This window comes from Delftia sp. DLF01 (assembly GCF_014852125.1).
In the GTDB taxonomy this organism is placed as follows: domain Bacteria; phylum Pseudomonadota; class Gammaproteobacteria; order Burkholderiales; family Burkholderiaceae_C; genus Comamonas; species Comamonas acidovorans.
This window is the reverse complement of sequence record NZ_JACVAZ010000004.1, coordinates 1-26,473: the sequence shown is the minus strand read 5'-3', so window position 1 is coordinate 26,473 and position 26,473 is coordinate 1. Positions and strand designations below refer to the sequence as shown.

General features: G+C 67.9%; 24 protein-coding genes and 1 rRNA gene. 5 read left to right on the top strand and 20 right to left on the bottom strand.

What is annotated here, in order from left to right; genetic code table 11:
- Positions 1 to 32: 32 nt before the first annotated feature.
- From IB269_RS21230 to IB269_RS21215, 4 genes are all read right to left on the bottom strand, one after another.
- Positions 33 to 2,051: an acetyl/propionyl/methylcrotonyl-CoA carboxylase subunit alpha gene (locus IB269_RS21230; RefSeq protein WP_099751274.1), complete on the bottom strand. Its 2,019-nt coding sequence runs from the start codon at positions 2,049 to 2,051 to the stop codon at positions 33 to 35.
- A gap of 51 nt (positions 2,052 to 2,102) precedes the next feature.
- Positions 2,103 to 2,852, bottom strand: coding sequence for a DUF4126 domain-containing protein (locus IB269_RS21225; RefSeq protein WP_043820273.1), 750 nt, complete (start codon positions 2,850 to 2,852; stop codon positions 2,103 to 2,105).
- 66 nt (positions 2,853 to 2,918) lie between these two features.
- Positions 2,919 to 3,704 carry an enoyl-CoA hydratase/isomerase family protein gene (locus IB269_RS21220; protein ID WP_012207769.1) on the bottom strand — a complete coding sequence of 262 codons (786 nt, stop codon included), beginning with the start codon at positions 3,702 to 3,704 and terminating at the stop codon, positions 2,919 to 2,921.
- A 34-nt stretch (positions 3,705 to 3,738) separates the two neighbouring features.
- A complete protein-coding gene (locus IB269_RS21215) occupies positions 3,739 to 5,346 on the bottom strand; it encodes a carboxyl transferase domain-containing protein (RefSeq protein ID WP_034397395.1) in 1,608 nt (535 codons plus the stop codon).
- 92 nt (positions 5,347 to 5,438) lie between these two features.
- On the opposite strand from IB269_RS21215, the gene IB269_RS21210 reads away from it, so the two are divergent.
- A complete protein-coding gene (locus tag IB269_RS21210; RefSeq protein WP_013800394.1) occupies positions 5,439 to 7,172 on the top strand; it encodes a Na+/H+ antiporter in 1,734 nt (577 codons plus the stop codon).
- 44 nt (positions 7,173 to 7,216) lie between these two features.
- Here IB269_RS21210 and IB269_RS21205 read toward each other — a convergent pair whose 3' ends face one another.
- Positions 7,217 to 8,935 carry an AMP-binding protein gene (locus IB269_RS21205; protein WP_192368225.1) on the bottom strand — a complete coding sequence of 573 codons (1,719 nt, stop codon included), beginning with the start codon at positions 8,933 to 8,935 and terminating at the stop codon, positions 7,217 to 7,219.
- 136 nt (positions 8,936 to 9,071) lie between these two features.
- Between IB269_RS21205 and IB269_RS21200 the strand changes: the two genes are divergently transcribed.
- Together IB269_RS21200 and IB269_RS21195 are read left to right on the top strand one after the other, a co-directional pair.
- Positions 9,072 to 10,148, top strand: a complete 1,077-nt coding sequence (locus tag IB269_RS21200; RefSeq protein ID WP_192368224.1) for an AraC family transcriptional regulator — start codon at positions 9,072 to 9,074, stop codon at positions 10,146 to 10,148.
- A gap of 75 nt (positions 10,149 to 10,223) precedes the next feature.
- Positions 10,224 to 10,889: a glutathione S-transferase family protein gene (locus IB269_RS21195; RefSeq protein ID WP_192368223.1), complete on the top strand. Its 666-nt coding sequence runs from the start codon at positions 10,224 to 10,226 to the stop codon at positions 10,887 to 10,889.
- Between the two features lie 25 nt (positions 10,890 to 10,914).
- On the opposite strand, the gene IB269_RS21190 is transcribed toward IB269_RS21195, so the two are convergent.
- Positions 10,915 to 11,607, bottom strand: a complete 693-nt coding sequence (locus IB269_RS21190) for an HAD family hydrolase (protein WP_012207775.1) — start codon at positions 11,605 to 11,607, stop codon at positions 10,915 to 10,917.
- A gap of 99 nt (positions 11,608 to 11,706) precedes the next feature.
- A complete protein-coding gene (locus tag IB269_RS21185; RefSeq protein WP_012207776.1) occupies positions 11,707 to 12,759 on the bottom strand; it encodes a hypothetical protein in 1,053 nt (350 codons plus the stop codon).
- A 187-nt stretch (positions 12,760 to 12,946) separates the two neighbouring features.
- On the opposite strand from IB269_RS21185, the gene IB269_RS21180 reads away from it, so the two are divergent.
- The gene (locus tag IB269_RS21180; RefSeq protein ID WP_013800389.1) at positions 12,947 to 13,684 is read left to right on the top strand and encodes a response regulator; all 738 of its coding nucleotides are present in this window, start codon (positions 12,947 to 12,949) and stop codon (positions 13,682 to 13,684) included.
- Here IB269_RS21180 and IB269_RS21175 read toward each other — a convergent pair.
- Both IB269_RS21175 and IB269_RS21170 read right to left on the bottom strand, forming a co-directional pair.
- Entirely contained in the window at positions 13,654 to 15,507 is a 1,854-nt protein-coding gene (locus IB269_RS21175; RefSeq protein ID WP_192368222.1) for a hybrid sensor histidine kinase/response regulator, read from the bottom strand. The genes IB269_RS21180 and IB269_RS21175 overlap by 31 nt on opposite strands.
- Entirely contained in the window at positions 15,491 to 15,904 is a 414-nt protein-coding gene (locus tag IB269_RS21170) for a YchJ family protein (RefSeq protein ID WP_192368221.1), read from the bottom strand. The genes IB269_RS21175 and IB269_RS21170 overlap by 17 nt, the downstream gene beginning before the upstream one ends.
- A 166-nt stretch (positions 15,905 to 16,070) precedes the next feature.
- On the opposite strand from IB269_RS21170, the gene IB269_RS21165 reads away from it, so the two are divergent.
- Positions 16,071 to 16,568: a DUF421 domain-containing protein gene (locus IB269_RS21165; protein WP_071956988.1), complete on the top strand. Its 498-nt coding sequence runs from the start codon at positions 16,071 to 16,073 to the stop codon at positions 16,566 to 16,568.
- Positions 16,569 to 16,589: 21 nt separating this feature from the next.
- Here the strand turns inward: IB269_RS21165 and IB269_RS21160 are convergent, their stop codons facing one another.
- From IB269_RS21160 to rrf, 11 genes are all read right to left on the bottom strand, one after another.
- The gene (locus tag IB269_RS21160; RefSeq protein WP_192368220.1) at positions 16,590 to 17,381 is read right to left on the bottom strand and encodes an alpha/beta fold hydrolase; all 792 of its coding nucleotides are present in this window, start codon (positions 17,379 to 17,381) and stop codon (positions 16,590 to 16,592) included.
- Between the two features lie 142 nt (positions 17,382 to 17,523).
- Positions 17,524 to 18,654, bottom strand: coding sequence for an acyl-CoA dehydrogenase family protein (locus tag IB269_RS21155; RefSeq protein ID WP_012207782.1), 1,131 nt, complete (start codon positions 18,652 to 18,654; stop codon positions 17,524 to 17,526).
- 66 nt (positions 18,655 to 18,720) lie between these two features.
- Positions 18,721 to 19,383, bottom strand: coding sequence for an SDR family oxidoreductase (locus tag IB269_RS21150; protein WP_065346941.1), 663 nt, complete (start codon positions 19,381 to 19,383; stop codon positions 18,721 to 18,723).
- 28 nt (positions 19,384 to 19,411) lie between these two features.
- The gene (locus IB269_RS21145) at positions 19,412 to 20,035 is read right to left on the bottom strand and encodes a pyridoxamine 5'-phosphate oxidase family protein (RefSeq protein WP_034397418.1); all 624 of its coding nucleotides are present in this window, start codon (positions 20,033 to 20,035) and stop codon (positions 19,412 to 19,414) included.
- 165 nt (positions 20,036 to 20,200) lie between these two features.
- Positions 20,201 to 21,388, bottom strand: a complete 1,188-nt coding sequence (locus tag IB269_RS21140) for an acetyl-CoA C-acyltransferase (protein WP_013800383.1) — start codon at positions 21,386 to 21,388, stop codon at positions 20,201 to 20,203.
- Between the two features lie 46 nt (positions 21,389 to 21,434).
- Positions 21,435 to 23,222, bottom strand: a complete 1,788-nt coding sequence (gene aceK / locus IB269_RS21135) for a bifunctional isocitrate dehydrogenase kinase/phosphatase (RefSeq protein ID WP_013800382.1) — start codon at positions 23,220 to 23,222, stop codon at positions 21,435 to 21,437.
- A gap of 33 nt (positions 23,223 to 23,255) precedes the next feature.
- Positions 23,256 to 23,918 carry a carbonate dehydratase gene (can, locus tag IB269_RS21130; protein ID WP_012207787.1) on the bottom strand — a complete coding sequence of 221 codons (663 nt, stop codon included), beginning with the start codon at positions 23,916 to 23,918 and terminating at the stop codon, positions 23,256 to 23,258.
- Positions 23,919 to 23,973: 55 nt separating this feature from the next.
- The gene (locus tag IB269_RS21125) at positions 23,974 to 25,161 is read right to left on the bottom strand and encodes an isovaleryl-CoA dehydrogenase (protein WP_192368219.1); all 1,188 of its coding nucleotides are present in this window, start codon (positions 25,159 to 25,161) and stop codon (positions 23,974 to 23,976) included.
- A 43-nt stretch (positions 25,162 to 25,204) separates the two neighbouring features.
- Complete coding sequence (locus IB269_RS21120) at positions 25,205 to 25,663, bottom strand: PaaI family thioesterase (RefSeq protein WP_192368218.1); 459 nt, start codon at positions 25,661 to 25,663, stop codon at positions 25,205 to 25,207.
- Positions 25,664 to 25,699: 36 nt separating this feature from the next.
- Positions 25,700 to 26,101 (bottom strand): MerR family transcriptional regulator, encoded by a 402-nt coding sequence (locus IB269_RS21115; protein WP_013800379.1) that lies wholly within the window; start codon positions 26,099 to 26,101, stop codon positions 25,700 to 25,702.
- Positions 26,102 to 26,356: 255 nt separating this feature from the next.
- Positions 26,357 to 26,469, bottom strand: a 5S ribosomal RNA gene (gene rrf / locus IB269_RS21110).
- Positions 26,470 to 26,473 lie beyond the last annotated feature (4 nt).

The window sequence follows — 26,473 nt, the reverse complement described above, 5'->3', positions numbered from 1 at the left end:
GACTTTTGCGCAAAACTGTCTTGCCTGCGGGCTCAGCTTTCCAGGCGCAGCAGCTCGGAGCCTTCGGTCACCTGGTCGCCGGGCGCGTACAGCAGCTCGGCCACCACGCCGTCGCCGGGCGCGGCGATGGTGTGCTCCATCTTCATGGCCTCCATCACGGCCAGCGGCTGGCCCTTGCTGACCTTGTCGCCGGCCTTGACGGCAAAGGAGACCACCTTGCCCGGCATGGGCGCCGTCAGGCGGCCGCCTTCGGACTGCACCTCGCCCGCATGGGCCAGCGGATCGGCCAGGCCCAGCACGGCCGCGCCCTGGGGAGCGAACACATGGCATTGCTCGCCCAGCACATGGACCTGGGCGCGCAGGCGCTGGCCCGCGAACTGCACGTCGAAGGCGCCGTCCCCGGCCTGTTGCCAGGACAGCAGGCCCTCGGCGAGGGACTCGCCCTCGCCCACGGCCAGTTGCAGCGCGCCGTCATGCAGGTAGCGCAGGCGCGCGGGCACGGCGGCCTCGCCCTGGCGGAAGTCCCAGCGCCGCTCGGCCACGCCGTGCGAGCGCCAGCCGTCGCGGCGGCTGAAGGGGTCGGCGGTTTCCTGCGCGCGCTCGGCCTGCAGCACCTGGGCCACGGCGGCGGCCACGGCCTGGGCCTGCGGCAGGCGCTGCTGGTGGAACAGATGCTGCTTCTCGCGCTCGATCAGCGCCGTGTCCAATTTGGCGGTTGCAAAGGCATCGCTGGCGATGACCAGGCGCAGGAACTGCACATTGGTGGCCAGGCCCACGATGCGTGTCTCGGCCAGAGCGGCATCAAGCCGCGCCAGCGCCTGTTCGCGCGTGTCGCCATGCACGATGAGCTTGGCGATCATGGAGTCGTAGAAGGGGCTGATGGCATCGCCCTCGCGCACGCCGTCGTCCACGCGCACGTCGCCGACATGGAAGCTGGCGCAGTCGGGCTTGCGGTAGACGTGCAGGGTGCCGGTGGCGGGCAGGAAGCCGTTGTCGGGGTTCTCTGCGCAGATGCGCGCCTCGATGGCGTGGCCGGTGATGCGCAGCTCGTCCTGGCGCTTGGGCAGGGGCAGGCCGCTGGCCACGCGCAGCTGCCAGTCCACCAGGTCCTCGCCCGTGATGGCCTCGGTCACGGGATGCTCGACCTGCAGGCGGGTGTTCATTTCCATGAAGTAGAACTTCATGGCCTCGGGCTGGTCGTAGCCGCCGGGCTGCTCGACGATGAATTCCACCGTGCCCGCGCCCACGTAGTTCACGGCCTGGGCGGCGGCCACGGCGGCCTCGCCCATCTTCTGGCGCAGCGCAGGCGTCATGCCGGGCGCGGGGGACTCCTCCAGCACCTTCTGGTGGCGGCGCTGCACCGAGCAGTCGCGCTCGAACAGGTAGACGCAGTTGCCCTGGGTGTCGCCAAAGACCTGGATTTCGATGTGGCGCGGGCGCAGCACGTATTTCTCGACCAGCACGGCATCGTCGCCGAAGCTGTTGATGGCCTCGCGCTGGCAGCTGGCCAGGGCGGCGGCGAAGTCCTCGCTGCGCTCGACCAGGCGCATGCCCTTGCCGCCGCCGCCGGCGCTGGCCTTGATCAGCACCGGGTAGCCGATGCGGTCGGCCTCGCGCTGCAGCAGCTGCGGGTCCTGGTCGGCCCCGTGGTAGCCGGGCACCAGGGGCACGCCGGCCTTTTCCATGAGCTGCTTGGAGGCCGCCTTCAGGCCCATGGCGCGGATGGCCGAGGGCGGCGGGCCGATGAAGACCAGGCCGGCATCGGCACAGGCCTGGGCGAATTCCTCGTTCTCGCTGAGAAAGCCGTAGCCGGGGTGGATGGCCTGGGCGCCCGTGGCCTTGGCGGCTTCCAGGATGCGTTCCCAGCGCAGATAGCTGTCCTTGGGGGCGCTGCCGCCGATGTGCACGGCCTCGTCGCAGGCCTGCACATGCTTGGCGCGGGCATCGGCGTCCGAGTACACGGCCACGGTGCGCACGCCCATGCGGCGGGCGGAAGCCGCGACGCGGCAGGCGATTTCACCGCGGTTGGCGATCAGGATCTTCTTGAACATGCGTTATCTCCAGTGTTTTCTCTGCAGCCCCGGTCATTCGGCGACCGGCGGCTATGGTTTTTGATTCATCGCGGGAGACCCGCCCAACAGCGAGCGCAGGCGCTGCACCACGGCCTTGAGAAAGCGCCACAGCGCCCAGGTCAGCAGCCACAGGGCGATGACCACGACCAGCAGCACGGCGGCGAAGGCCAGCGGATGCGTGAGCGCCAGCCAGATCGCGCCCACCGAGGCACCGTCCTCCACCAGGCTCGCGCCCACGTTGGAAAACGGCTCGGGCGAGGTGTTGATGGCCGCGCGCGCCGTGCTCTTGGCCACCTGGCTGGACAGGGCCAGCGAGCCGCCCATCAGGGCCGCCATGGTGGCCATGGTCGCGCTGTCGGCGCCGAAGACGCCGGCCGCCAGCGCCGCGCCCGCCGGGATGCGGATCACGCTTTGCAGCAGGTCCCAGACCGAGTCCACGCCGGGGATCTTGTCGGCGAAGAACTCCACGAACAGCAGCGCGCCGCTGGCGAACAGCAAGGCCGGATGCTCCAGCACATGCAGCCCGCCCGGGAGCGCCACCCAGCCCAGCGCGCCCAGCAGCCCGGTCACGAAGACCACGGCGTAGAGCCTAAAGCCGCTGGCCCAGCCCAGTGCGGCGGCCAGCGCCAGCAGGCCGGCCATGTCCATGCCGCTGGTGGCCTGGCCCACGCGCTCGGCCACTTCGCCAGCCGCCTCGCTGACCGTGTGGTGCACGGCCGGGCCCGGGTACAGGCCCACGGACTGCAGCCACTGGACGAGGGAGTCGGTCAGGGTGCTCATGGTGTTGACTCGGCGTTGGCTCGGCGTTGCTCGGTGGTCGCGCGATGAATGGGCAGCCCGCGCGTGTCAGGCCAGCCAGGCCGGCTTGCGCTTTTGCAGGAAGGCCTGCACGCCCTCCTTGCCCTCGGCGCTGGCGCGGATGTCGGCGATGCCTTCGACGGTGGCGGCGATCAGCTGCTCGTTGATCTCGCGCTCGGCCACGTCGATCACCAGGCGCTTGCAGGCGCGGGCGGCAGCGGGACCGGCGCTGACCAGGTGCTTGAGCAGGCCGTCCACGGCGTTGTCCAGCTCGTCTGCCGCCACCACGCGGTGCACGAAGCCGATGCGCAGCGCCTCGGCCGCGTCGAAGCGCTCACCGGTCAGGAAGTAGCGGTGGGCGGCGCGCGCGCCCATGGCGCGGATCACGTAGGGGCTGATGGTGGCGGGGATCAGGCCGATCTTCACCTCGGACAGGCAAAAGCCCGCACCCTCGGCGGCCACGGCCATGTCGCAGGCAGCGACCAGGCCCATGCCGCCCGCATAGACATCGCCCTGCACGCGCGCGATGGTGGGCTGCGGGCATTCGTAGATCACGCGCAGCATCTCGGCCAGCAGGCCGGCGTCCTCGCGGTTCTCGTCGCGCGAGTAGTCGGCCATGCGGCGCATCCAGTTGAGGTTGGCGCCTGCGCAAAAGGCCGGGCCCTCGGCGGCCAGCACCACGGCGCGCACGTCGCTGCGCTTGCCCACGGAGTGGAAGGCCTGGGTGATGTCGGCGATGACCTCGTCGCTGAAGGCATTGCGCACTTCGGGCTGGGTCAGCGTGATGGTGGCCAGGGGGCCCTGGAATTCGAGGGTCAGTGCGGTGGTTTTCATGAAGTACCTCGCTGCAAGGAAAGAGGGGCCGCCGTCACATGCGGAACACGCCGAAGCGCGTGTCCTCTATGGGAGCGTTGCGCGTGGCCGCCAGGCCCAGCGCCAGCACGCGGCGCGTGTCGGCAGGGTCGATGACGCCATCGTCCCACAGGCGCGCCGTCGCGTAATAGGGGTGTCCCTGATCCTCGTACTGCTGGCGGATGGGGGCCTTGAAGGCCTCTTCCTCCTCGGCCGTCCACTGGCCGCCCTTGGCCTCGATGCCGTCGCGCTTGACGGTGGCCAGCACGCTGGCCGCCTGCTCGCCGCCCATGACCGAGATGCGCGCGTTGGGCCACATCCACAGGAAGCGCGGCGAGTAGGCGCGGCCGCACATGCCGTAGTTGCCCGCGCCGAAGGAGCCGCCGATGATGATGGTGAACTTCGGCACGGCCGCCGTGGCCACGGCCGTGACCAGCTTGGCGCCATGGCGGGCAATGCCTTCGTTCTCGTACTTGCGGCCCACCATGAAGCCCGTGATGTTCTGCAGGAAGACCAGCGGGATCTTGCGCTGGCAGCACAGCTCGATGAAGTGCGCGCCCTTGACGGCCGATTCGCTGAACAGGATGCCGTTGTTGGCGATGATGCCCACCTGCATGCCCTCGATGCGCGCAAAGCCGCAGACCAGGGTGGCGCCGAAGCGGGCCTTGAACTCGTCGAAGCGGCTGCCGTCCACCACGCGGGCGATGATCTCGCGCACATCGAAGGGCTTGCGCGTGTCCACGGGGATCACGCCGTACAGCTCGCCGCCGTCGAACAGCGGCGCTTCGGGGGGCAGGTCGCCAGCCGAAGGCTGCTTGGCATGGTTGAGGTTGGCCACGGACTGGCGCGCCAGCGCCAGCGCGTGGGTGTCGTTGTGGGCCAGGTGGTCGGCCACGCCCGACAGGCGCGTGTGCACGTCGCCGCCGCCCAGGTCCTCGGCGCTGACCACCTCGCCCGTGGCGGCCTTCACCAGCGGCGGGCCGCCCAGGAAGATGGTGCCCTGGTTCTTGACGATGATGGACTCGTCGCTCATGGCCGGCACATAGGCGCCGCCGGCCGTGCACGAGCCCATGACCACGGCGATCTGGGCAATGCCCTCGGCGCTCATGTTGGCCTGGTTGAAGAAGATGCGGCCGAAGTGCTCGCGGTCGGGAAACACATCGTCCTGGTTGGGCAGGTTGGCGCCGCCCGAGTCCACCAGGTAGATGCAGGGCAGGCGGTTCTGCGCGGCGATCTCCTGGGCGCGCAGGTGCTTCTTCACCGTCATCGGGTAGTAGGTGCCGCCCTTCACCGTGGCGTCGTTGCACACGATCATGCAGTCCACGCCGCTGACGCGGCCGATGCCGGCGATCAGGCCCGCGCCGGGCGCATCGTTGCGGTACATGTTGAGCGCGGCCAGCGGGGCGATCTCCAGGAAGGGCGTTCCCGGGTCCAGCAGCATGGCCACGCGATCGCGCGGCAGCAGCTTGCCGCGCGCCACGTGCTTGGCGCGCGCGGCCTCGCCGCCGCCCTCGGCGACCTTGGCCACCTGGGCCTGCAGGTCTTCGACCACGGCGCGCATGGCGGCGGCATTGGCCAGGAAGTCCGCCGAACGCGGATTGAGTTGGGTACCCAGAATGCTCATGTGTGGCCTCTTCTTGTGTTTGCCCGATGCGGGCGCTTGGTTTTTTCGAATGTGCTGCAAAGAACGGCGGCCCGGGCTGGGGAAAATGCCGTATGCACACCGTTGAAATCGTCTTGCTCGTTTTGCTGCTGGGGGCACTGACCGGCATTGCCGCGCGCTATGTGCGCGCCATCCCGCTGCCGCTGATACAGATCGCCCTGGGAGCGCTGATCGCCTGGCCGCAAAAGGGCCTGCACATCGCCTTCGATCCCGAGCTGTTCCTGCTGCTGTTCATCCCGCCGCTGCTGTTCGCCGACGGCTGGCGCATCCCCAAGCGCGAGTTCTTCTCGCTGTACCGCCCCATCCTGCGCCTGGCGCTGGGCCTGGTGCTGTTCACGGTGGTGGGGCTGGGCTGGCTGATCCACTGGCTGGTGCCCGGCATGCCGCTGACCGTGGCCTTCGCGCTGGCCGCCGTGGTCTCGCCCACCGATGCCGTGGCCGTCTCGGCCATCACGCGCAACCTGGGCATGCCCGAGAAGACCATGCACATCCTCGAAGGCGAGTCCCTGCTCAACGATGCCTCGGGCCTGGTGGCGCTGAAGTTCGCCATTGCCGCCACGCTGACCGGCCTGTTCTCGTGGACCGAGGTGGCCAAGGAATTCATGTGGATGGCCCTGGGCGGCCTGGGCGTGGGCACGCTGATCGGCTGGGGCTTTTCCTATGCGCGCAGCACCATCACGCGCCGCCTGGGCGACGTGGCGGCCACGCAGATGGTGCTGCTGCTGATCCTGCTGCCCTTCGCCGCCTACATCGTGGGCGAAAAGATCGGCGTGTCGGGCATCCTGTCGGCTGTGGCCGCGGGCATTGCCACCAACTTCGCCGACCTGGAGCGCAGCAGCTACATCAGCGAGCGGCTGCAGACCGAGGGCACCTGGAGCATGGTGGAAGCCTCGTTCAACGGTGCCATCTTCCTGCTGCTGGGCCTGCAGCTGCCCTCCATCATCGGCGTGACGCTGCACGATGCGGGCAGCGAATGGTGGGTGCTGGTGGGCTATGTGGTGATCATCTCCAGCGCGCTGCTGCTGATGCGCTGGATCTGGCTGACCCTGGGCGTGCAGCGCAGCCTGGCTCGCGCCCACTTCCAGGGGAAGATGGCAGAGCGCCCATCGCACCTGCTGAACCTGGCCACCACCATGGCCGGCATACGCGGCGCCGTAACGCTGGCCGGCGCGCTGTCCGTGCCCATGCTGCTGAACAACGGCCAGCCCTTTCCGGGCCGCGAGATGCTGATCTTCCTGGCCACGGGCACCATCTTGTTCACCCTGGTTCTGGGCAGCATCGCGCTGCCGCTGATCCTGCGCCGCATGCCCCAGCCCGGCGAATCGCCCACGGTGCGCGAGGAGCGCCTGGCGCGCGTGGCCGCCTGCCAGTCCGCCATTGGCGGGCTGACGCTGAGCGAGGAAGAGATCCAGGGCCACACGCCCGAATGGGTGGCCATGCACCAGGAGGTCATGGGCCACCTGACGCAGGAGTACCGCAACCGCGTCCAGCTGCTGGACGACGGCAGCGGCACGGCCTCCAGCATCGAGATCCAGCGCGAGGCGCCCGAAGTCGTGCGCCAGCGCAAGCTGCGCTACCTGTTGGAGATCGAGCTGCGCCTGCGCTGCATCCACCAGGAGCGCGACGCGCTCTACGCCGAGCGCCAGGCCCACCGCATCAACGACGAGTCGCTGCGCCGCCTGGTCAGCGAGCTGGACATGCAGGAGATCTCGCTGCGCAAGCGCCTGGTGGTGGCGCGCCGCGCTGCAGCCTCGGCCGTGGCCGCGCCCGAGGGCGGCACGCACTAGGCGGCACGCGGTGGACAGCTGGCGGCAGCACATGAAAGCAGCCCTCAGGCGGTCCTGGCCGGACGCAGATCCAGCATGGCGATCATCTCGTCGCGGATCTTGAACTTCTGGATCTTGCCGGTCACCGTCATCGGGAAGGCCTCGACGAAGCGGATGTAGCGCGGCACCTTGTAGTGGGCGATCTGGCCCTTGCAGAAGTCGCGCACGCCGTCTTCGGTCAGCGTCTGTCCGGGCTTGACGATGATCCAGGCGCACAGCTCCTCGCCGTAGCGCACATCGGGCACGCCGACCACCTGCACGTCCTGCACCTGGGGATGGCGGTAGAGGAATTCCTCGATCTCGCGCGGGTAGATGTTCTCGCCGCCGCGGATCACCATGTCCTTGATGCGGCCGACGATGTTCACGTAGCCCTGCTCATCCATGGTGGCCAGGTCGCCCGTGTGCATCCAGGCATCGTCGTCGATGGCCTCGCGCGTGCGGGCCTCGTCCCCCCAGTAGCCATGCATGACCGAGTAGCCGCGCGTGCAAAGCTCGCCCGAGACGCCGGGCGCCACGACCTCGCCCGTGGCCGGGTCGACGATCTTCACTTCCAGGTGCGGCTGAACCTTGCCTACGGTGGACACACGGCGCTCCAGCGGCGTGTCGGCATCGCTCTGGCAGCTGACGGGGCTGGTCTCGGTCATGCCGTAGGCGATGGTGATCTCGGACAGGTGCATGTCGCTGACCACGCGCTTCATCACCTCGATGGGGCAGGGCGAACCGGCCATGATGCCGGTGCGCAGCGTGCTCAGGTCGAACTCCTTGAAGCGCGGGTGGTCCAGCTCGGCGATGAACATGGTGGGCACGCCGTGCAGGCCCGTGCAGCGCTCGGCCTGCACGGTCTCCAGCACCAGCAGCGGATCGAATCCGTCATTCGGGTAGACGATGGCCGAGCCATGCGTGAAGCAGGCCAGGTTGCCCAGCACCATGCCGAAGCAGTGGTACAGCGGCACGGGAATGCACAGCCGGTCCTCGGGCGTCAGCCGCATGCACTCGCCGATGAAAAAGCCGTTGTTCAGGATGTTGCGGTGGGTCAGCGTGGCGCCCTTGGGAAAGCCCGTCGTGCCGCTGGTGAACTGGATGTTGATGGGGTCGGTGTTCTTCAGCGTGGCGGCCATGGCGTCAATGCGCGCATCCTGCGCATCACCGCGCGCCAGCAGGCTGGAAAAGCGCAGCATGCCGGACTGCTCTTCGCCCTGCCCTGCGACGTCGATCCAGACCACGCTGCGCAGCTGGGGCAGGCGCGCGCAATGCAGGCGGCCGGACTCGGCCGTGGCCAGCTCGGGTGCGAGTTCGCGCAGCATGCCCAGGTAGTCGCTGGTCTTGAACTGCGCCATGGTCACCAGCGCCTTGCAGCCGACCTTGTTGAGCGCGTACTCGACCTCGGAGGTGCGGTAGGCCGGGTTGATGTTGACCAGCACCAGGCCGACCTGGGCCGTGGCCAGCTGCATCAGCACCCATTCGGCGTTGTTGTGCGACCAGATGCCGACGCGATCGCCCTTGTCCAGCCCCAGGCCCAGCAGCGCGCTGGCCAGGCGGCGCGCCTCGGTGTGCAGGCCGGCATAGCTGTAGCGCAGGCCCTGGTGGCGGCTGACCAGGGCCTCGCGATCAGGCTGGCGGGCCGCCATGTCGGCAAAGAAGTCGCCGATGGTCTGCTCGATCAGCGGCACATCGGTGCGGCCTTGGGCATGGCTGGAAGCGAGCGGGGCGTTCTGGGCGGGCATGCGTTGTCTCCTGTGTCGTCGGCGGCGCCTGGGACGGGCAAATGCAGTGGCCTGCCCCGTCACGGCAGCTATTGCGTGGCAGCATAAGGGCCAACCCCGAGCAGAACAGGCCACGAAGGTTGCAATAATTGCCAGCATGTTCACCCCCTCGCTGGTCAAGACCCCCCTGCCCCAGGCGGCCGCCACCATGGCCTCCGCACACCCTGCAGTTACGCCCATGGCCTTTGTGCAGGCCATTATGCTGGCCTACGAACGCCGGGGCATCAGCGCCCTGTCCGCCCTGGAGAAGGCACAAATCGCGCCAGACTCCATCAAAGAGCGCAACGAGTGCATCACGGCGCTGCAGATGGAGGCACTGTCCGATGCCGCCATGCGCGAACTCGACGACGAGGCCCTGGGCTGGTTCTCCCGGCGCCTGCCCTGGGGCAGCTACGGCATGCTGGCACGCGCCAGCATGGGCAGCGAGCAGCTGGGCCTGGCGCTGGCGCGCTGGTGCCGCCACCATGGCCTGCTGGCCGACGACATCCGCCTCACGCTGACGCAGGAAGACGGCTTGGCCACGCTGGCCATCGAGGAGCTGTCCACGCTGGGCGCCATGCGCGAGTTCTGCCTGCTGTCGGTGCTGCGCAATATCCACGGCCTGGCCAGCTGGTTCATCGATGAGCCGCTGCCGCTGCGGCGCGCCTGCTTTCCCTTCGATCCCCCGCCGCATGCGGGCGTGTATGCGCTGCTGTTCCCGCCGGGCGAGGTGGAGTTTGGCGCGGCCCGGGCCTGCCTCCAGTTCGACGCGCGTTTTCTGGATATGCCGCTGACGCGCGACGAGCCTGCGCTGCAGCGCATGCTGCAACGCGCCCTGCCGCTGCAGGTGCGCCCCTACCGGCGCGAGCGCCAGCTGGTGCAGCGCGTGCGCCAGCTGCTGGCGGCCGACGCCGAATGCCTGCAGACGGCCGACACGCTGGCGCGCCAGCTGCACCTGTCCCAGCGCAGCCTGCATCGCCAGCTCAAGGAAGAAGGCGCCTCGCTGCAGGCGCTCAAGGACGAGGTGCGGCGCGAGCGTGCCGTGGCCCTGCTGCTGCGCACCAGCCGGCCCATCAAGCGCATCGCCCAGTCCTGCGGCTTTCTCAACGACAAGAGCTTCATCCGCGCCTTCCGGCTGTGGACGGGGCTGTCGCCCTCCGAATTCCGCAAGAGCGCGCGAGCCCGGCCCGAGTGAGGGCCGCGCGCATCCTGGCGCGATTTGCATCCTGCGCGACAGCCGCCGTCCGCGCATCTGGCCTAGGCTTTGCGCATGCACCATCTCCATCACTGCGTCAGCGCGCGCTCCTTCCGCGCGCTGTGGATGCTCGAAGAATTGCAGCTTCCCTACACGCTGCACATGCTGCCGTTTCCGCCGCGCGCGCTGCAGCGCAGCTACCTGGAGCTCAACCCGCTGGGCACGGTGCCGCTGCTGCGCCACGGCGAGGCCAGGCTGACCGAGTCAGCCGCCATCTGCGAATACCTGGCCGCCCTGCACCCCGGGGCGGGCCTGTCCGTGCAGCCGCAGGAGGCGGGCTTTGCGGCCTACCTCAACTGGCTGCACATGAGCGATGCCACGCTGACCTTCCCGCAGACCCTGGTGCTGCGCTATGCGCACTTCGAGCCAGCCGAACGGCGCCAGCCCCAGGTGGCCCAGGACTACCAGCGCTGGTTCCTTGCGCGGCTGCGCGCCGTGGAGCAGGCCGTGGAGCAGCGCGACTGGCTCGCGGCAGACCGCTTCACCGCTGCCGACGTGGCCGTGGGCTATGCGCTGATGCTGTCGGCGCACCTGGAGATGGAGCCGCAATGGGGGCCTGCCACCCAGGCCTACTGGCAGCGCCTGCAGCAGCGGCCCGCCTTCCAGCGGGCGCTGCAGGCCGAGCAGCAGGCTGCGCGTGCGCAGGCCGTGGACGAGACGCCTTCGCCGCGGCTGCGCTAGGGCCGGCTCAAGCCCAAGCCCAAGCTCAGGCGCTGGCGCTGGCCTGCCCGATGGCGCGCAGCATGGCAGGCAGCTCGCCCATGTCGCCGAATACGCAGCTGGCGCCGGCCTCGAGCAGTTGCTCGGCCGAGGCATGGCCCTGGTCGGCCGGGAAGTAGCCCCAGACCGTGGCGCCTGCGGCCACGCCGGCGGTGACGCCGGTCACCGTGTCCTCGATGACCAGGCAGCGCGCCGGCTCCACGCCCAGGGCGGCGGCGGCGGCCAGGTACACATCGGGAAAGGGCTTGCTGCGCGGCAGCTCATGGCCGCTGAAGACGCGGCCCTCGAAATACGGGGCCATGCCGACCTGGGCCAGCTGCATCTCCACCTTGGCGCGGTCCGCGCCCGAGGCGCAGGCAATGCGGCCAGCGCACAGCGCATGGGATTCGCTGACGGCGGACAGCGCGCCGTCAATGGCCACCAGCTCGGCGCGCAGCGCGGCGTTGCGGCGCTCGTAGAAGGCAGCCATCCATGCGTCGGTCAGCGGCTTGCCGGTGCGCGCCTCGATCAGCGCGGCCTGGCTGCGCACGGTCTTGCCGATGAATTCGCGCAGGCATTCCTCGGTGCTGATGGGCCAGCCCGATTCATTGAGCATGGTGCACAGCACGCGGTTGGTGATGGATTCACTGTCGACGAGCACGCCGTCACAGTCGAAGAGCACGGCCTCGAAAGCAGTCATGGATGGATTCTCGAAACAAACTGAGCAAGGGCGCCCTGGGGCGCCCTTGCTGCGGAAAATGGCCGGATTATGCGCCGGCCGCGCATGCCTGTGCCCTGCTCAGGGGAAGGAGGCACCGGCCAGCGGATGGACCATGCGCTTGACGTTGCGCACCGAGATGGAATGGAACTGGCCATCGTCGGTGACCACATCGCCGAAGGCGAAAAAGCCTTCGGCCGCGTTGCGGTTGAACTGCTCCAGGCGCTGCGCGAGGCTGGCGTTGTTGGACACGGATTCGAGGCGGTACTCGATGGCGCCCTGCTGGTCGCCGCTCTTTTCGTACAGCTGCACGCCTTCGGTATTGCCGCGCAGCACCAGGGCGCCACGCAGCAGGTGGCCCTTGGCACCCATCTCGTCCAGGCGCTGCTTCAGCGCCGTGCCGTTGGCCATGCCGAAGGGCGCGGCCAGGGCGAACACCGCGTACTCGAAGGCCGGTGCCTTGGAGTCCTTGACGTAGAGGTTGAACATCTCGTCGCCCGAGATCAGCGGGCCCGTGTAGCGGAAACCCCGGCCACTCATCTCGGCCAGTTGCTGCGTGAAGCCGGACGTGTCCAGCGCACCCACGGCGGGGCGCGTCTCGTAGCTGTAGGTGGCGGCGGCGCTGCTGCTGCGCACATAGAGGTTGCGCAGGTCCTGCGTGCTGCTGGGGAACGCCATGCCCGACTTGTACAGGTAGCCCTGCGCACCCTGCGCATTGAGCTGGGCCACCAGGGCCGAGACGCCCGCCACGTCGGCCACCATGCGGTAGTCCAGGCGCGTGCCGGTGTGGGCCGTGTCGGTGACGTAGAAGTCACCGATGGGAACGGGGAAGGTCGTGCCGCCCGAGGCCAGGCTGTAGGTGAAGGCATAGCCTTGCGCCCCCAGCGTGTTCATGGCGGACAGGGCCGCGTCGAAGTTTTCGGCAGCCGTCTCCATGCGGTACTGGCCGGTCACCGGGGTCGTTGTGCCGCCGCCGGGGTTGCCGGGAGTGCCGGGGTTGCCAGGATTTCCGCCATTGCCGGGATCTCCGCCGCCCGGTTCTCCCAATCCACCACCACCGCCGCCGCCACAGGCGGCCAGGGTTCCCAGAAGCATCAATGCCGCACTGCGGCGCGTGAGCTGTACCATCTTCATGACTATCTCCCCTTCTCGTTGAATACGTGCCCGTTCCATGCGGAATCCCAGGGCATCGGCGGCGATTTTGGGGAGTTGGCCGACATCCGGTCACCCCCCGGCCGGGGGGTAATCGTTACGATGTGCGCAAGGTGTATCCGGGCGCGCCCTGGCGCTCCAGCCCTTTCGACATGCCTTCGCGCGGACCATGCACAGCCATCCCCTCCTGACCGATTCCTCCTGTCTCCAATCGGGGCGCTATGCCCTGGTGATCGACGACCACCCGCTGACGGCCATGGGCGTGTCCGAGTTCCTGAAACAATTCGGCCTGTCCGAAGTCCATGCCGTGGCCGATGCGGGCGAAGGCCTGCAGTGCATGGCCGGCAGGGGATCGCCGCATCTGGCCATCGTGGATTTCTGGCTGGGTGCCAGCGCGGGCACGGACGTGGTGCGCGAAATCCGCACGCTGGCGCCCGCCTGCCGCGTGCTCATGACCAGCGGTGACACGCATGGCGCGATTGCCCTGAAGGCACGCGCGGCCGGGGCCCATGGCTTTGTGCTCAAGTCGCAGCCGCCGCAGGTGCTGCAGCAGGCCGTGGCGGCCCTGCTGCGCGGCGAGACCTGGTTCCCCGCCGCCCCGCTGGCGCCACAGGCGCCCGGCGGCGCCCATGCCATCCGCATGACGGCGGCCGAGCTGGGCCTCACCCCGCGCCAGGCCCAGGTGCTGGACCTGGTGCTGCGCGGCCTGCCCAATCCCAGCATTGCGCAGTTGCTGCATCTGTCGCCGCACACGGTCAAGGAGCATGTGGCGGGCGCCCTGCAGCGCCTGGGCGTGCACAGCCGCATCGACGCCATCACGCGCATGCAGGGCATTGCGCTGGAGCTGCCGCCCTCCGTCCCGCCGACCGATACGGTTCAGGCGCCGGCCACGGCCAGCCTGCGCTGAAGCAGGGCCAGCAGCGCCAGCGGGTCCACGGGCTTGCGCAGCAGCAGATAGCCCAGTTCCTGCGCCTCTTGCTCCAGCGCCGGCGACGACTCGCCGCTGAGCAGGGCGCCCGCCGCCTGCGGCGATTGCGCCAGCACGTTCTGCAGCAGCGCAAAGCCGTTCTCGCCCTGGGCCAGATGGTGGTCGCACAGCACGAAATCGGGATGCTGCCCCGCCGCCAGCCAGTCGGCCACCTCGCGGCCCGTGGCAGCCACATCCACCTGCAGCCCCCAATCGCGCAGCAGGCCGGCCAGGGCCCGCGCCACCTGCGCATCGTCATCGACCACCCAGCACCGGCCCTGGAGCAGGGGCGGCCGGGACTGCGCCTGCGGTCCTTCGGACGGTCCCTCGGACTGCGGCAAGGCCGCCTGCACATTCAGGCTGGACGGCAGTTGCAGCCAGAAGCAGGACCCCCGCCCTGGCGTGGACAGCAGGCCGTGCTCCACGCCCATGCGCCGCGCGGCTGCGGCCACCACGGCCAGGCCCAGGCCCTGGCTGCTCACGCCGGGCAGGTGGTCGGCCGCAGGCTGGGCCGCGCGCCGGGCCGCCTGGCCTGAGCGCGCGCGAAAGTGCGGTGCGAAGACATGGGGCCGGTCTTCGGCCGCAATGCCCAGGCCCGTGTCCCAGACCTCGATGCGCCAGCCCCCGCCGTGCACGCGGGCGGCCAGCAGCACGCCGCCGCGCTGGGTGTAGCGCAGGGCGTTGTGCAGCAGGTTGAACACCATCTGGCGCAGCAGGGCCTCGTCGGCACGCACCCGGCTGTCCATGCCGCGCGCCACGCGCCAGCGCAGCACCAGCCCGCGCTGGCGCGCCTCGGCCGCGAACAGGCGCGTGGCATCGCCCAGCAGAATGCGCAGGTCCATCACCTGGGCGCGCAGCTCCCAGGTGCCGTTCTCCAGCCGCGACAGGTCCAGCAGGTCGTTGCACATGGTGCCCAGCGACTGGGCACAGGCCTGGGCATCGTCAAGCACGCCTGCCAGCGCGCCGTCGGCATTGCGCTGGCGGGCGGTTTCCACCAGCAGGCCCAAGGCATGCAGCGGTTGGCGCAGGTCATGGCTGGCGGCCGACAGGAAGCGGCTCTTGGCCTCCAGCGCCTGTTCGGCCTGTTCCTTGGCGGCCAGGTAGCGCTCGGCCAGCAGCTGGCGGTCACGCTCCTGCGCCCATTGCTGCAGCATGAGCTGGCGCGCCCCCCAGGCATGGCGCGCGATGGTGGCGCCATACAGCATGAGCAGCGGCAGCAGGTACAGGCCCCTGTTCGGGAAGTACCAGACCACGGCCAGCAGCATGGCGCCGTACAGCACGCCGAAGAAGCGCTTGAACACGGCAGCCGCCGGCGCCAGGAAGGTGGCGGCCGAGGCCACGACGCCGCACAGCACCAGGTAGATGAAAAGCCGGAATTCATGGCCGCTGCCATGGGTCAGCGGTATCGCCAGCGCCCAGGAACCGGCGTTGAGCAGGGCCATGCGGCCCATCACGCGCTCCCAGCGCTGCAGCCGCGCTGGCAGCTCGGCCGATGGCACGGCAGCACCCAGGTCCCGGCGCAACTGGCGCCGCAACCCGACAAAGACGCAGGCCATGAACGCCATGCCCAGCCACCACAGCAGCAGCGGCGCCTGGAAGGCGCCCGTTTCGTGCCGCTGCAGCCAGACCACGATTCCGGGGATGATGAGGGCCGCCGCCTCGGACGAGCCCCGCGATGCGATGGACAGCAGCAGCCGCTGGCGCTGCTGCAGTTTCCACAGCGGCTCCGCAGGGCCGCCGCCGTGTTCAGAACTGGTCGCCATCCACGTAGAGCCAGCGCCCGGCTTCGCGCACGAAACGGCTGCGCTCATGCAGGCGCACGGCGCGGCCGCCCACGCGGTAGCGCGCGACGAATTCCACCTCGGCGCTGTCCTCACCGGTGCATCGGAAGTCCTTGACCGCCAGCCCCAGCCAGCGTGCCGAAGGCTCGAAGTCGAGCGTGGCGGGCCGCTGGCTGGCGTGCCAGGTGGCCAGCAGATAGGCGGCGTCCTCACGCACGAAGGCGCTGTAGCGCGAGCGCATCAAGGCCTGGGCATCGGGCGCGGGGCAGTCGTCGAAGTGGTCCAGGTAGCGGCCGCAGCAGGCATCGAAGGCCAGGGGACGGCCCTTGGCATCGTGCTGGCCGCAGGGACAGGCCGGGAAAGTGGCGGCAGCGCTCATAGCGGCTGGCCCTGCGGAACTTGCAGAACTTGCGGAACTTGGGGGAGGACGGCGCGGGAGCAGGAATGCATGTCAGTCACGGCCGCCTTGCTGCGACCGGGTTCTTGATGGAGGACAGGCGGGCCATGATACTGACCGCGGGCCCTCGGGCCTGTAAGGAGAGCCCATGTTTTCAATGTCGGTCCCGTGGTGGGAGTTCGTGGTGCGCGGCGTGGCCGTGTACCTGTTTTTGCTGGTATTCCTGCGCCTGACCGGGCGGCGCCAGACGGGGCAGTACGCGCCGTTCGACCTGGTGCTGCTGCTCATCCTGTCGAATGCGGTGCAGAACTCCATGAATGCCGGGGACAACTCGCTGATCGGCGGCATGGTCTCGGCCTCCACGCTGATCCTGTGCCATCTGCTGCTGTCCTGGCTGACCTTTCGCTTTCCCGCGCTGGAGCGGCTCATCGACGGCAAGGCCAAGGCCCTGATCAAGGACGGACACCTGAACAAGGACCTGATGCGCGAGGAGCGCATCACGCGCGACGATATCGAGGCCGCTCTGCGTGCGGGCGGCTGCCTGCACCTCAGAGAGGTGGAGCGCGCCACGCTGGAGACCGACGGCAGCATCACCGTCGTCCTGCGCCGCCGCGACAGCGAGAACGAGGGCGATCCGCCGGTCTGACCCCCTGCCCGGCAGACCCTGTCAGTCGAGCTGCTCCAGGAAGCGCTCGATGGCCAGGTTCACGGGCTGCGGATGCGTGAGGTTGGCCGCATGGCCGGCACCCGGCACCTCCACCCACTGCGCCCTGGGCAAGGCCTTGGCCATGGCGCGTGCACGGTCGGGCGCGATGGCGGTGTCGTCCGTGCCATGGATGACCAGGGCCGGCACATGGATGTCGGGCAGGCGTGGGCTGATGTCATCGCGCTGGGCCAGCGCCAGAAAGCTCTGCCCCAGGTTGATGGGCGTGGCCTTCTTCCATTTGGCACGCCAGGCCGCCGCGCCGCTCCAGCCCTGGCCCAGGATGGTGCGCTCCACCGTGGACGCCATGTCGTCGCTGAGGCCATGCTCCATCCAGGCGCGCAGCAAGGCTTCGTGGTGGGGCATCTGCTCGGGGTCTTCCAGCATGGCCTGGGTGTCGATCAGCACCAGCGCGCGCACGATCTCGGGGTGGATGAGCGCGCAGCGCAGCGACAGATAGCCGCCCTGCGACATGCCGACCAGCACTGCGCGCTCCACGCCCAGGTGCTCGAGCAGGGCGGCCAGGTCGTCGGCCGAGTCGTAGTAGTCGAAGGGGGCGCACTGCTCGGGGTCTGCCGTCTGGCCATGGCCGCGCTCGTCCCAGCTGATGCAGCGAAAGCGCCCTTGCAGTGCCTGGACCTGGGGAGCGAACATGGTGTGGTCCATGAGCAGCCCGTGCGAAAACACCAGGACCGGGCCTCTCCCGCCCGTGTCCTCGTAGTACAGGTTCTGGCCGTTGACGGAAGCGATGGGCATGTCGGGATCTCCTGCGAAGGTGGTCACAAACCTGCCGGAAACGGCCGCCCGCCTCTCTCGGGCACCGTGCCGGCGATGCTCCATGCTAAGCCCTGCGGGTGTCAGGGCCATCCGGCCCGACCCGCAGCGTGGGGGATTGGCCTCAGGCCAGGGCGCGCTGGATGAGAATTTTCTGCACGTCGCTCGTGCCTTCGTAGATCTGGCAGACGCGCACGTCGCGGTAGATGCGTTCCACGGGGAAGTCGCTGACCACGCCATAGCCGCCCAGGGTCTGAATGGCGGCGCTGCACACGCGCTCGGCCATTTCGCTGGCGAACAGCTTGGCCATGGCCGCTTCCTTGAGGCAGGGCAGGCCGGCATCGCGCAGGCTGGCCGCATGCCAGATCAGCTGGCGCGCGGCCTCGATCTGCGTGGCGCAGTCGGCCAGGCGAAAGCCCACCGCCTGGTGGTTGAAGATGGGCTGGCCGAAGCTCTCGCGCTCCTTGGAGTACTGCAGCGCGCAATCGAAGGCCGCACGCGCCATGCCCACGCTTTGCGCGGCAATGCCGATGCGCCCTCCTTCCAGCGCCGACAGCGCAATCCTGTAGCCCTCGCCCTCAGCGCCGATGAGGTTGGCGGCGGGGATGCGGCAGCCCTCGAACTGGATCTGGGCCGTATCCGAACTGTGCTGGCCCAGCTTGTCCTCCAGCCGCAGCACCTGGTAGCCGGGTGCGGAGGTCGGAACGATGAAGGCGCTCATGCCGCGCTTGCCCGCCGCCTTGTCGGTGACGGCGATGACGATGGCCACGTCGCCGTTCTTGCCGCTGGTGATGAACTGCTTGACGCCGTTGATCACGTAGTCGCTGCCGTCGCGCGTGGCCGTGGTGCGCAGTGCCGAAGCGTCCGAGCCCACATGCGGCTCGGTCAGGCAGAAGGCGCCCAGCATCTCGCCGCGCGCCAGCGGCGCCAGCCATTGCTGCTTTTGCGCCTCGCTGCCGTAGCGCATGAGGATGGCGTTGACGGGGCAGTTGGTGACGCTGATCACCGTGCTGGTGCCGCCGTCGCCGGCTGCGATTTCCTCCAGCACCAAGGCCAGGCTCAGGTAGTCAAGGCCGGCGCCGCCGTACTCCTCGGGCACGCAGATGCCGTAGGCGCCCAGCGCCGCCAGGCCCTGGTGCACGTTCTTGGGAAAGTGGTGTTCCTTGTCCCAGCGTGCGGCATGGGGCGTGATTTCGGTGCGCACGAAGTCGCGCACCGCGTCACGGATCATTTCCTGGTCTGCGTTGAGCAGCATGTCTTGTCTCCTGATTCTTGTTTAGTTGTTCGTTGTCCGTTGCGCTGGCTGGATCTGCCGTCGGATCTACCAGGCGATGCGCTGCCCGTCATGCCTCAGCATGCGGCCCCGGTCGGCCGGCGTGACGCCGGCCAGCGTGCGCACCAGGCCCTGCACGCTTTGCTCCACGGTGAAGGTGGCAGCCGCGCCACCCATGTCGGTCTGCACCCAGCCCGGGTCCAGCGCGACCACGGTGGCGCCCGGCCATTGCGGCTGGGCGCTGGCCACGACCATGTTGAGCGCAGCCTTGCTGACGCGGTAGAGCCAGGCGTCGGATTCGGCGTCGGCCAGCAGCGACATCTGGCTGGAGAACAGGCCGAACACGCCACCCGCCGCCTCGACCAGCGGCGCCACCTGGGGCAGCACCTGCATGGCGCCCAGCACATTGGTGTGCATGACGCGGTCGAACTGCTCGCGCGTGGGCGGCGTGGCCGAGCTGTGGGCATCCCACACTCCGGCCACGTACAGCGCCAGCTCGATCTTCTCGCCGTCGAGCTGCCAGGCCAGGCCGCTGACGCTGGCCGGATCGGCCACATCCACCAGCAGCACCTTGGCGCCCGTGGCCTCGACGTGCTCGCGGTCGGCCTCGCTGCGCACCGTGGCGACCACGCTGCGGCCCTGGGCCGCATAGGCCTCCACCAAGGCAAAACCAAGCCCGCGCGAGGCTCCCAACACCAGAGTGACTGCCATGTCTTTCGACCTTTCAAATGGAATGCGGTCAGCGGCCCTGCTCGTCCGCGATCTGCTTTTCGTAGCGCTCGACCATGGCCTCCTGCGTCTCGGTGGGCGCAGGCAGGCCGATCTGCTGGTGGACCATCTGGTTCACCGAGGGCATGACGTTGCGCGACACCTGGGATTCTGGCTTCCAGAGCCGGGCGCGCATCAGGGCCTTGGCACAGTGCAGATAGGCCTCCTGCACCTGGATCTCCAGAACGATCTTGGGCCGGAAGCCTTCGCTGGCGAACAGCGCCGTGTAATGGGCCTCGTCGCGCAGCTTGGCCACGCCGTTGACGCGCAGGGTCTCGTCGAAACCCGGCACCATGAACAGCAGGCCGATGCGCGGATCGGCGATCAGGTTGCTGAAGCTGTCCAGACGGTTGTTGCCGCCCGAATCGGGAATCAGCAGCGTCTGGTTGTCGGGCGCCTTGATGAAGCCCGGCTTGCCGCCGCGCGGCGAGGCATCCATCATCGCGCCCGCCCCGCCCCCCGTGGCCACGATGCACAGCGGCGACAGCGCGATGAAGCGCAGGCAGTGCCGGTCCAGGTCCACCTGCTGCTTGAGCAAGGCCCTTTCGGCCGGCATGGCATACAGGCTGCGCAACTGTTCTTCGCTGGTAATCATGGTCGAGAGGTCAAAGTAATAGCGGATCGGCCGATCCAAGTCTAGCTCTCTGGACGTCTGTGGCGCTGCCCATAAAACTGGCGCAATGCAAATCAGAGACACCGAGGAAGGGCCGCCCCGCACCGAGGGTGTCGTCCCCCTTTCAGGGGGAGGGCGCGCAGCGCCTCAGGGGGTGACCATTTCTATCGCCATGGCTGTTCCCTCGCCGCCGCCTATGCACAGCGTGGCCAGGCCGCGCTTGCCGCCACGCGCCTGCAGGGCGTGCAGCAGCGTGACCAGGATGCGCGCACCGCTGGCGCCAATGGGGTGGCCCAGCGCACAGGCGCCGCCGTTGACGTTGACCTTGTCGCGCGGCACGCCCAGCTCGGCCATCAGGGCCATGGGCACGACGGCAAAGGCTTCGTTGACTTCCCACAGGTCCACGTCCGCCGCCGTCCAGCCGGCCTTCTTGAGGGCCTTCTGTGTGGCGCCCACGGGGGCCGTGGTGAACCATTCGGGCTCCTGGGCATGCGTGGCATGGGCAACGATGCGCGCCAGCGGCTTGCAGCCCAGTTCCTTGGCCGTGGATTCGCGCATCAGCACCAGGGCGGCGGCGCCGTCGTTGATGCTGGAGCTCGATGCGGCCGTGATCGTGCCGTCCTTCTTGAAGGCGGGCTTGAGGCTGGAAATCTTGTCCAGCTTGGCCTTGGCCGGGCCTTCGTCGATGCTGACCGTGACGTCGCCCTTGCGCGTGGAGACGGTGACGGGCGTGATCTCGGCGGCGAAGGCGCCGCTTTCCGTGGCCGCCTGGGCGCGCTTGACGCTTTCGATGGCGTAGGCGTCCTGCTGCTCGCGCGTGAAGTGGTATTTGGCGGCGCAGTCCTCGCCAAAAGTGCCCATGGAGCGGCCAGGCTCGTAGGCGTCCTCCAGGCCGTCGAGCATCATGTGGTCATAGACCTTGTCGTGGCCCATGCGGTAGCCGCCACGGCCCTTCTTGAGCAGGTAGGGCGCATTGGTCATGCTTTCCATGCCGCCGGAGACCACGACATCGCGGCTGCCTGCGACCAGCTGGTCGTGCGCCAGGATGGTGGCCTCCATGCCGGCGCCGCACATCTTGGACAGGGTCACGGCGCCCGTGCTGCGCGGCAGGCCGCCCTTGAAGCCGGCCTGGCGGGCGGGCGCCTGGCCCTGGCCCGCCATCAGGCAGTTGCCGAACAGCACTTCGTCCACTTTCTCGGGCGCCACGCCCGCGCGCTGCACGGCCGCCTTGATGGCAGCGCCGCCCAGATCATGGGCCGCGAGGTCGGCGAAGTCGCCCTGGAAGGCGCCCATGGGGGTGCGGGCTGCGCCGACGATGACGATGGGGTCTTGCATGCTTGTCTCCTGGGGTGTCGTGATGGTGAAAGAAAGGGAAAACGGGTCAGGCCAGCCAACGGCTGCGCTCGTAGGGGAAGACATCGTGGACATGGCCTTCGCGGATGCGCTGCTGATGCGCCTGCCAGAAGGCGGGGTCGAGCAGGTCGGCATGGTGGCGCATGAAGACTTCGCGCACGGCCGGGTTGCCCAGCAGAAAGGGCGCGAAGGTTTCCGGGAACACATCGCGCGGGCCCACGGGGTACCAGACCTCGCCGCTGAGCTCGTCCTCCTCGTTGCGCGGCGCGGGCACCTGGCGGAAGTGGCAGTCGGTCAGGTATTCGATCTCGTCGTAGTCGTAGAAAACCACCTTGCCGCCGCGCGTGATGCCGAAGTTCTTCCACAGCATGTCGCCCGGGAAGATGTTGGCCGCGACCAGATCCTTGATGGCATTGCCGTACTCGATCACGGCGCTCTCCAGCCGCTGCCGCGGTGCCGGCAGGTCCAGCCCGTCATCGAAGCACTCCTGCAGCAGCATGTTCAGCGGCACCATGCGCCGCTCTATGTAGAGGTGGGAGATGATGACCTCCTGCCGGCCATCGCCGTCGCGGTCGCTGATCTCGACCTGGCTGGGCGCATGCTCCAGGATCTCGGCGATCAGCGCATCCGAAAAGCGCTCGCGCGGGAAGGCGACCAGGCTGTACTCCAGCGTGTCGGCCATGCGCCCCACGCGGTCGTGCTGCTTGACCAGGCGGTACTTGGCCTTGACCTGTTCGCGCGTGATCTCCTTGGGCGCGGCGAAGCGGTCCTTGATGAGCTTGAACACATAGGGAAAGCTGGGCAGGTCGAACACCAGCATGACCATGCCCTTGATGCCGGGCGCGATGCGGAACTGGTCGCGCGAATGCCGCAGGTGGTGCAGGAAGTCGCGGTAGAACAGCGTCTTGCCCTGCTTGGCCAGGCCCAGGGCGTTGTACAGCTCGGCGCGCGGCTTGCGCGGCATGAGGCTGCGCAGGAACTGCACGTAGGCGCTGGGCACGTCGGTATCGACCATGAAGTAGGCGCGCGCAAAGCTGAACAGGCCGTGGAAGTCCTTCTCGCCGAACAGGGCCGCGTGCAGCACCAGCCGGCCGTTGTCGCCGTGCAGGATGGGCACGGCCCAGGACAGCTCGGCAAAGCCGTTGATGATCTTGCCGACGATGTAGGCGCCCTTGTTGCGGAAAAAAAGGCTGGACAGCACCTGGATCTGGAAGTTGGCGTACAGGCGCATGGCCTGCAGCTGCGGCTCCAGGCGCTCGGCCAGGCGGGCGATGTCGCGCTCCAGGTCCTCGAAGGGGCGCTGCAGCGCGAATTGCTCCACGACTTCGCGCAGCGTCTGCGGCAGCGTCTCGCGCGTGGGGTAGAAGGCCAGGTAGGCCGGGCGCGCAGCCGGCTCCTGGTTCTCTATGTATTCCGTGCTGACGGCGGGCCGCACGAAGATGAAGTCGTTGTGGAAATGCGTGCGGTGCAGGATCTTGGTGGTGACCGAGTTGAAGAAGGTCTCGGCCAGCTCCGGCTGCAGGTGGTTGACCATGAGCCCGATGTAGTGGCGCTTGATCTGCTGCCAGACCGGCATGGGCTGGGCGCCGGCCGCAAACTCCTTTTCAAGCCGGCGCACGCATTCGCGCACGCGCAGGTCGTAGAACTCGATGCGCTCGCGCTGGGCACGCTGCTGGCCCAGCCAGTCGGCAGTTTCGAAGCGGTGCTTGGCGCGGGCGGATTCGGCGCGGAACAGGCGGTAATGGCGATTGAAGCCATCCATCATCGCCCGCGCGATGTCATGGGCAAGCAGGGTGTCCTGGGCAGGCATCGGCATGAAGTCTCCCGGGGTCCCGCCTGCCATGGCCGCTCAGTCGCGCTGGCGGCTGGCGACCAGCTCGACAGCCTCGGCATGGATGTTGGCGATGCCGCCGACACCGGGCACGGTCATCTGCAGATTGGTGATCAGGCCGTCCTTGAGGCCATAGCACCAGCCGTGCAGCGTGACCTTCTGGCCTCGCGCCCAGGCATCCTGCATCACCGTGCTCTGCGCCACATTGATCACCTGCTCGATGGCATTGAGTTCACACAGCGCATCGTGGCGCCATTGCGGGGACAGGCTGGCCAGCAGCGCCTGGTGCTTGTCGCGCACATCCTTCACATGGCGGATCCAGTTGTCGGCCAGGCCCACGCGCACATCCTCCAGTGCCGCCAGCACGCCGCCACAGCCATAGTGGCCCACGACCATCAGGTGCTCGACCTTGAGCTGGTCCACCGCGTACTGGATGGTGGACAGGCAGTTCAGGTCGCTGGGCACGACCACGTTGGCCACGTTGCGGTGCACGAACACCTCGCCGGGCTCCAGGCCCGTGATCTGGTTCGCAGGGACGCGGCTGTCGGAACAGCCGATCCACATGTAGCGGGGTTTTTGCTGCGACAACAGCCCGGTGAAGAAACCGGGCCGGTCACGCTCCATCTGCTGGGCCCATTCGCGGTTATGGACAAACAGTTCTTCGATGGAGGTTGTGCTCATAAGCAATCCTTTTGTTGGGTCAAACTCAAGAACGGCGCGGCAGGCGGGTGCGGGATCAGCAGGTCTCTGCGAACAGCTCGCGGCCGATCAGCATGCGACGGATCTCGCTGGTGCCGGCGCCGATCTCGTAGAGTTTCGCATCCCGCCAGAGGCGACCCAGTGGGTATTCGTTGATATACCCATTACCTCCATAGATTTGAACGCCTTCGCCGGCCATCCATGTCGCCTTCTCGGCGCACCACAGGATGACGCTGGCACAGTCCTTGCGGACTTGGCGAACATGCTCCGTTCCCAGCAGATCGAGGTTTTTGGCGACCGTATAGGCAAATGAGCGGCCCGCTTGCAGCACGGTGTACATGTCCGCCACCTTGCCCTGGATGAGCTGGAACTCGCCAATGCTCTGGCCGAACTGCTTGCGGTCATGGATGTAGGGCACGACGTTGTCCATCACTGACTGCATGATGCCCAGCGGCCCGCCGGTCAGCACGGCACGCTCGTAGTCCAGGCCGCTCATCAGCACCTTGGCGCCATTGTTCAGGCCGCCCAGCACGTTCTCGGCCGGCACCTCGACGTTCTCGAACACCAGCTCGCCCGTGTGGCTGCCACGCATGCCCAGCTTGTCCAGCTTCTGGGCAATAGAAAAGCCCTTCATGCCCTTCTCGATCAGGAAGGCGGTCACGCCGCGGGCGTTCAGCTCGGGCTCGGTCTTGGCGTAGACCACCAGGGTGTCGGCATCGGGACCATTGGTGATCCACATCTTGGTGCCGTTGAGCAGGAAGTAGTCGCCCTTGTCCTCGGCCTTGAGCTTCATGCTGATCACGTCCGAGCCGGCGCCGGGCTCGCTCATGGCCAGCGCGCCCACATGCTCGCCACTGATCAGCTTGGGCAGGTACTTGGCCTTTTGCGCCTCGTTGCCGTTGCGGTTGATCTGGTTCACGCAAAGATTGCTGTGCGCGCCATAGGACAGGCCCACCGAGGCACTGGCACGCGAGATCTCCTCCATCGCCACCATGTGGGCCAGGTAGCCCATGTTGGCGCCGCCGTACTGCTCGGACACGGTGATGCCCAGCACGCCCAGATCGCCAAACTTGCGCCACAGGTCCATGGGGAACTGGTCGTCGCGGTCGATCTCGCCGGCGCGCGGTGCAATCTCGGCCTGTGCGAACTCGCGCACGGCATCGCGCAGCGCGTCGATGTCCTCGCCCAGTTGGAAGTTCAGGCCCGGCAGGTTGGAAAGGCTCATCTCGTGTCTCCTGTGGAAATTCGGTGAAAGAACGCCGCCCGGCTCAGTCGGCCAGATCGCGGCCCTGCACACACATCAGCGTGCAGCCCATGGTTGCAATCAGTTTTTCGCGGCCTTCGTCGATGGCATAGGCGCGCCCCTCGGTCACGATGATCGTGCGGCCCGGCTTGATCACCCGGCCTTCCATGCGAAAGCGCTGGCCCTTGGCGGGGGCCAGCAGATTGATCTTGAATTCGATGGTGAGCACGGCAGCATCGGCAGGCATCAGGGTCAGCCCTGCATAGCCGCAGGCGGAATCCAGCGCCGTGGAAACCATGCCGGCATGCAAAAAACCATGCTGCTGCGTCAGCCCGGGCGCCCAGTCCAGGCAGACATCGACGGCGCCGGGCTCCAGCAGGGACAGCTCGGCGCCCAGGGTGTGCATCGCGCCCTGGCGTGCAAAACTGTCTCGCACACGGCGGGCAAAGTCGCTGTTGGCAGGTTTCAGGCGGGGCACGGTCAAGGCAAGCCTCACAAATTACGTTTACGTAAACGTCAATTATGAAGCATTTTTCCCATCCAGGTGTTTCAACAGAGTGCGGGCCTCGGATTCCTGCTCTCGCACCTCGGCCAGGTTGGCCTGCAGATCGGCAAGGCGGTCCTCGAGCTGGCGGCGATGCACAGCCAGCACTTCCAGGAATTTGCGCAGTTGCACGCCCGTGTCGCGGGGGCTGTCGTAGAGATCGATGATCTCCTTGGCTTCGTTCAGAGACAGCCCCAGGCGCTTGGCGCGCAAGGTCAGGCGAAGACGCGTGCGATCACGCGCGCTGTAGACGCGATTGCGCCCGCCAGGCCCGGCGCGCTCGGGCTCAAGCAGGCCCATGTCCTCATAGAAGCGGATGGCCCGGGTCGTGAGATCGAACTCCTTGGCAAGATCGCTGATGGTGTAGGTGGTCGACATGGCTGGAGAGTCCGCCAGCATCCACAGCCGGCGGCCATGGGAATGCGACGTTGACGTTAACGTCAATGCTAGCGGAATTGGCCCCAGGAAACTGCGCCGGATGTTGCATCCGGGTGCGGGAATAAAAAGAGAGCGCGTCAGCGCTCTCTTTTTTTGGGATGTCCGTTTTGGCTGCTCTGCCTATTTCCCCGTTTCCTGCGGCCCAATGCAAAAAACCCCGTAGCTTTGGGCTACGGGGTTTCTTGGGCTGTAAGAGCCTGACGATGACCTACTTTCACACGGGAACCCGCACTATCATCGGCGCAAAGTCGTTTCACTGTCCTGTTCGGGATGGGAAGGAGTGGTACCAACTTGCTATGGTCATCAGGCATA

Coding starts and splice junctions, on each gene's coding strand:
- IB269_RS21140 (WP_013800383.1), bottom strand. CDS start 21,388: ATGCAAGACCCCATCGTCATCGTCGGCGCAGCCCGCACCCCCATGGGC.
- IB269_RS21215 (WP_034397395.1), bottom strand. CDS start 5,346: ATGAGCATTCTGGGTACCCAACTCAATCCGCGTTCGGCGGACTTCCTG.
- IB269_RS21195 (WP_192368223.1), top strand. CDS start 10,224: ATGCACCATCTCCATCACTGCGTCAGCGCGCGCTCCTTCCGCGCGCTG.
- IB269_RS21200 (WP_192368224.1), top strand. CDS start 9,072: ATGTTCACCCCCTCGCTGGTCAAGACCCCCCTGCCCCAGGCGGCCGCC.
- IB269_RS21190 (WP_012207775.1), bottom strand. CDS start 11,607: ATGACTGCTTTCGAGGCCGTGCTCTTCGACTGTGACGGCGTGCTCGTC.
- IB269_RS21230 (WP_099751274.1), bottom strand. CDS start 2,051: ATGTTCAAGAAGATCCTGATCGCCAACCGCGGTGAAATCGCCTGCCGC.
- IB269_RS21205 (WP_192368225.1), bottom strand. CDS start 8,935: ATGCCCGCCCAGAACGCCCCGCTCGCTTCCAGCCATGCCCAAGGCCGC.
- IB269_RS21155 (WP_012207782.1), bottom strand. CDS start 18,654: ATGCTGCTCAACGCAGACCAGGAAATGATCCGTGACGCGGTGCGCGAC.
- IB269_RS21210 (WP_013800394.1), top strand. CDS start 5,439: ATGCACACCGTTGAAATCGTCTTGCTCGTTTTGCTGCTGGGGGCACTG.
- IB269_RS21175 (WP_192368222.1), bottom strand. CDS start 15,507: ATGGCGACCAGTTCTGAACACGGCGGCGGCCCTGCGGAGCCGCTGTGG.
- IB269_RS21170 (WP_192368221.1), bottom strand. CDS start 15,904: ATGAGCGCTGCCGCCACTTTCCCGGCCTGTCCCTGCGGCCAGCACGAT.
- aceK (WP_013800382.1), bottom strand. CDS start 23,222: ATGCCGATGCCTGCCCAGGACACCCTGCTTGCCCATGACATCGCGCGG.
- can (WP_012207787.1), bottom strand. CDS start 23,918: ATGAGCACAACCTCCATCGAAGAACTGTTTGTCCATAACCGCGAATGG.
- IB269_RS21165 (WP_071956988.1), top strand. CDS start 16,071: ATGTTTTCAATGTCGGTCCCGTGGTGGGAGTTCGTGGTGCGCGGCGTG.
- IB269_RS21115 (WP_013800379.1), bottom strand. CDS start 26,101: ATGTCGACCACCTACACCATCAGCGATCTTGCCAAGGAGTTCGATCTC.
- IB269_RS21225 (WP_043820273.1), bottom strand. CDS start 2,852: ATGAGCACCCTGACCGACTCCCTCGTCCAGTGGCTGCAGTCCGTGGGC.
- IB269_RS21125 (WP_192368219.1), bottom strand. CDS start 25,161: ATGAGCCTTTCCAACCTGCCGGGCCTGAACTTCCAACTGGGCGAGGAC.
- IB269_RS21185 (WP_012207776.1), bottom strand. CDS start 12,759: ATGAAGATGGTACAGCTCACGCGCCGCAGTGCGGCATTGATGCTTCTG.
- IB269_RS21150 (WP_065346941.1), bottom strand. CDS start 19,383: ATGGCAGTCACTCTGGTGTTGGGAGCCTCGCGCGGGCTTGGTTTTGCC.
- IB269_RS21220 (WP_012207769.1), bottom strand. CDS start 3,704: ATGAAAACCACCGCACTGACCCTCGAATTCCAGGGCCCCCTGGCCACC.
- IB269_RS21160 (WP_192368220.1), bottom strand. CDS start 17,381: ATGCCCATCGCTTCCGTCAACGGCCAGAACCTGTACTACGAGGACACG.
- IB269_RS21145 (WP_034397418.1), bottom strand. CDS start 20,035: ATGATTACCAGCGAAGAACAGTTGCGCAGCCTGTATGCCATGCCGGCC.
- IB269_RS21180 (WP_013800389.1), top strand. CDS start 12,947: ATGCACAGCCATCCCCTCCTGACCGATTCCTCCTGTCTCCAATCGGGG.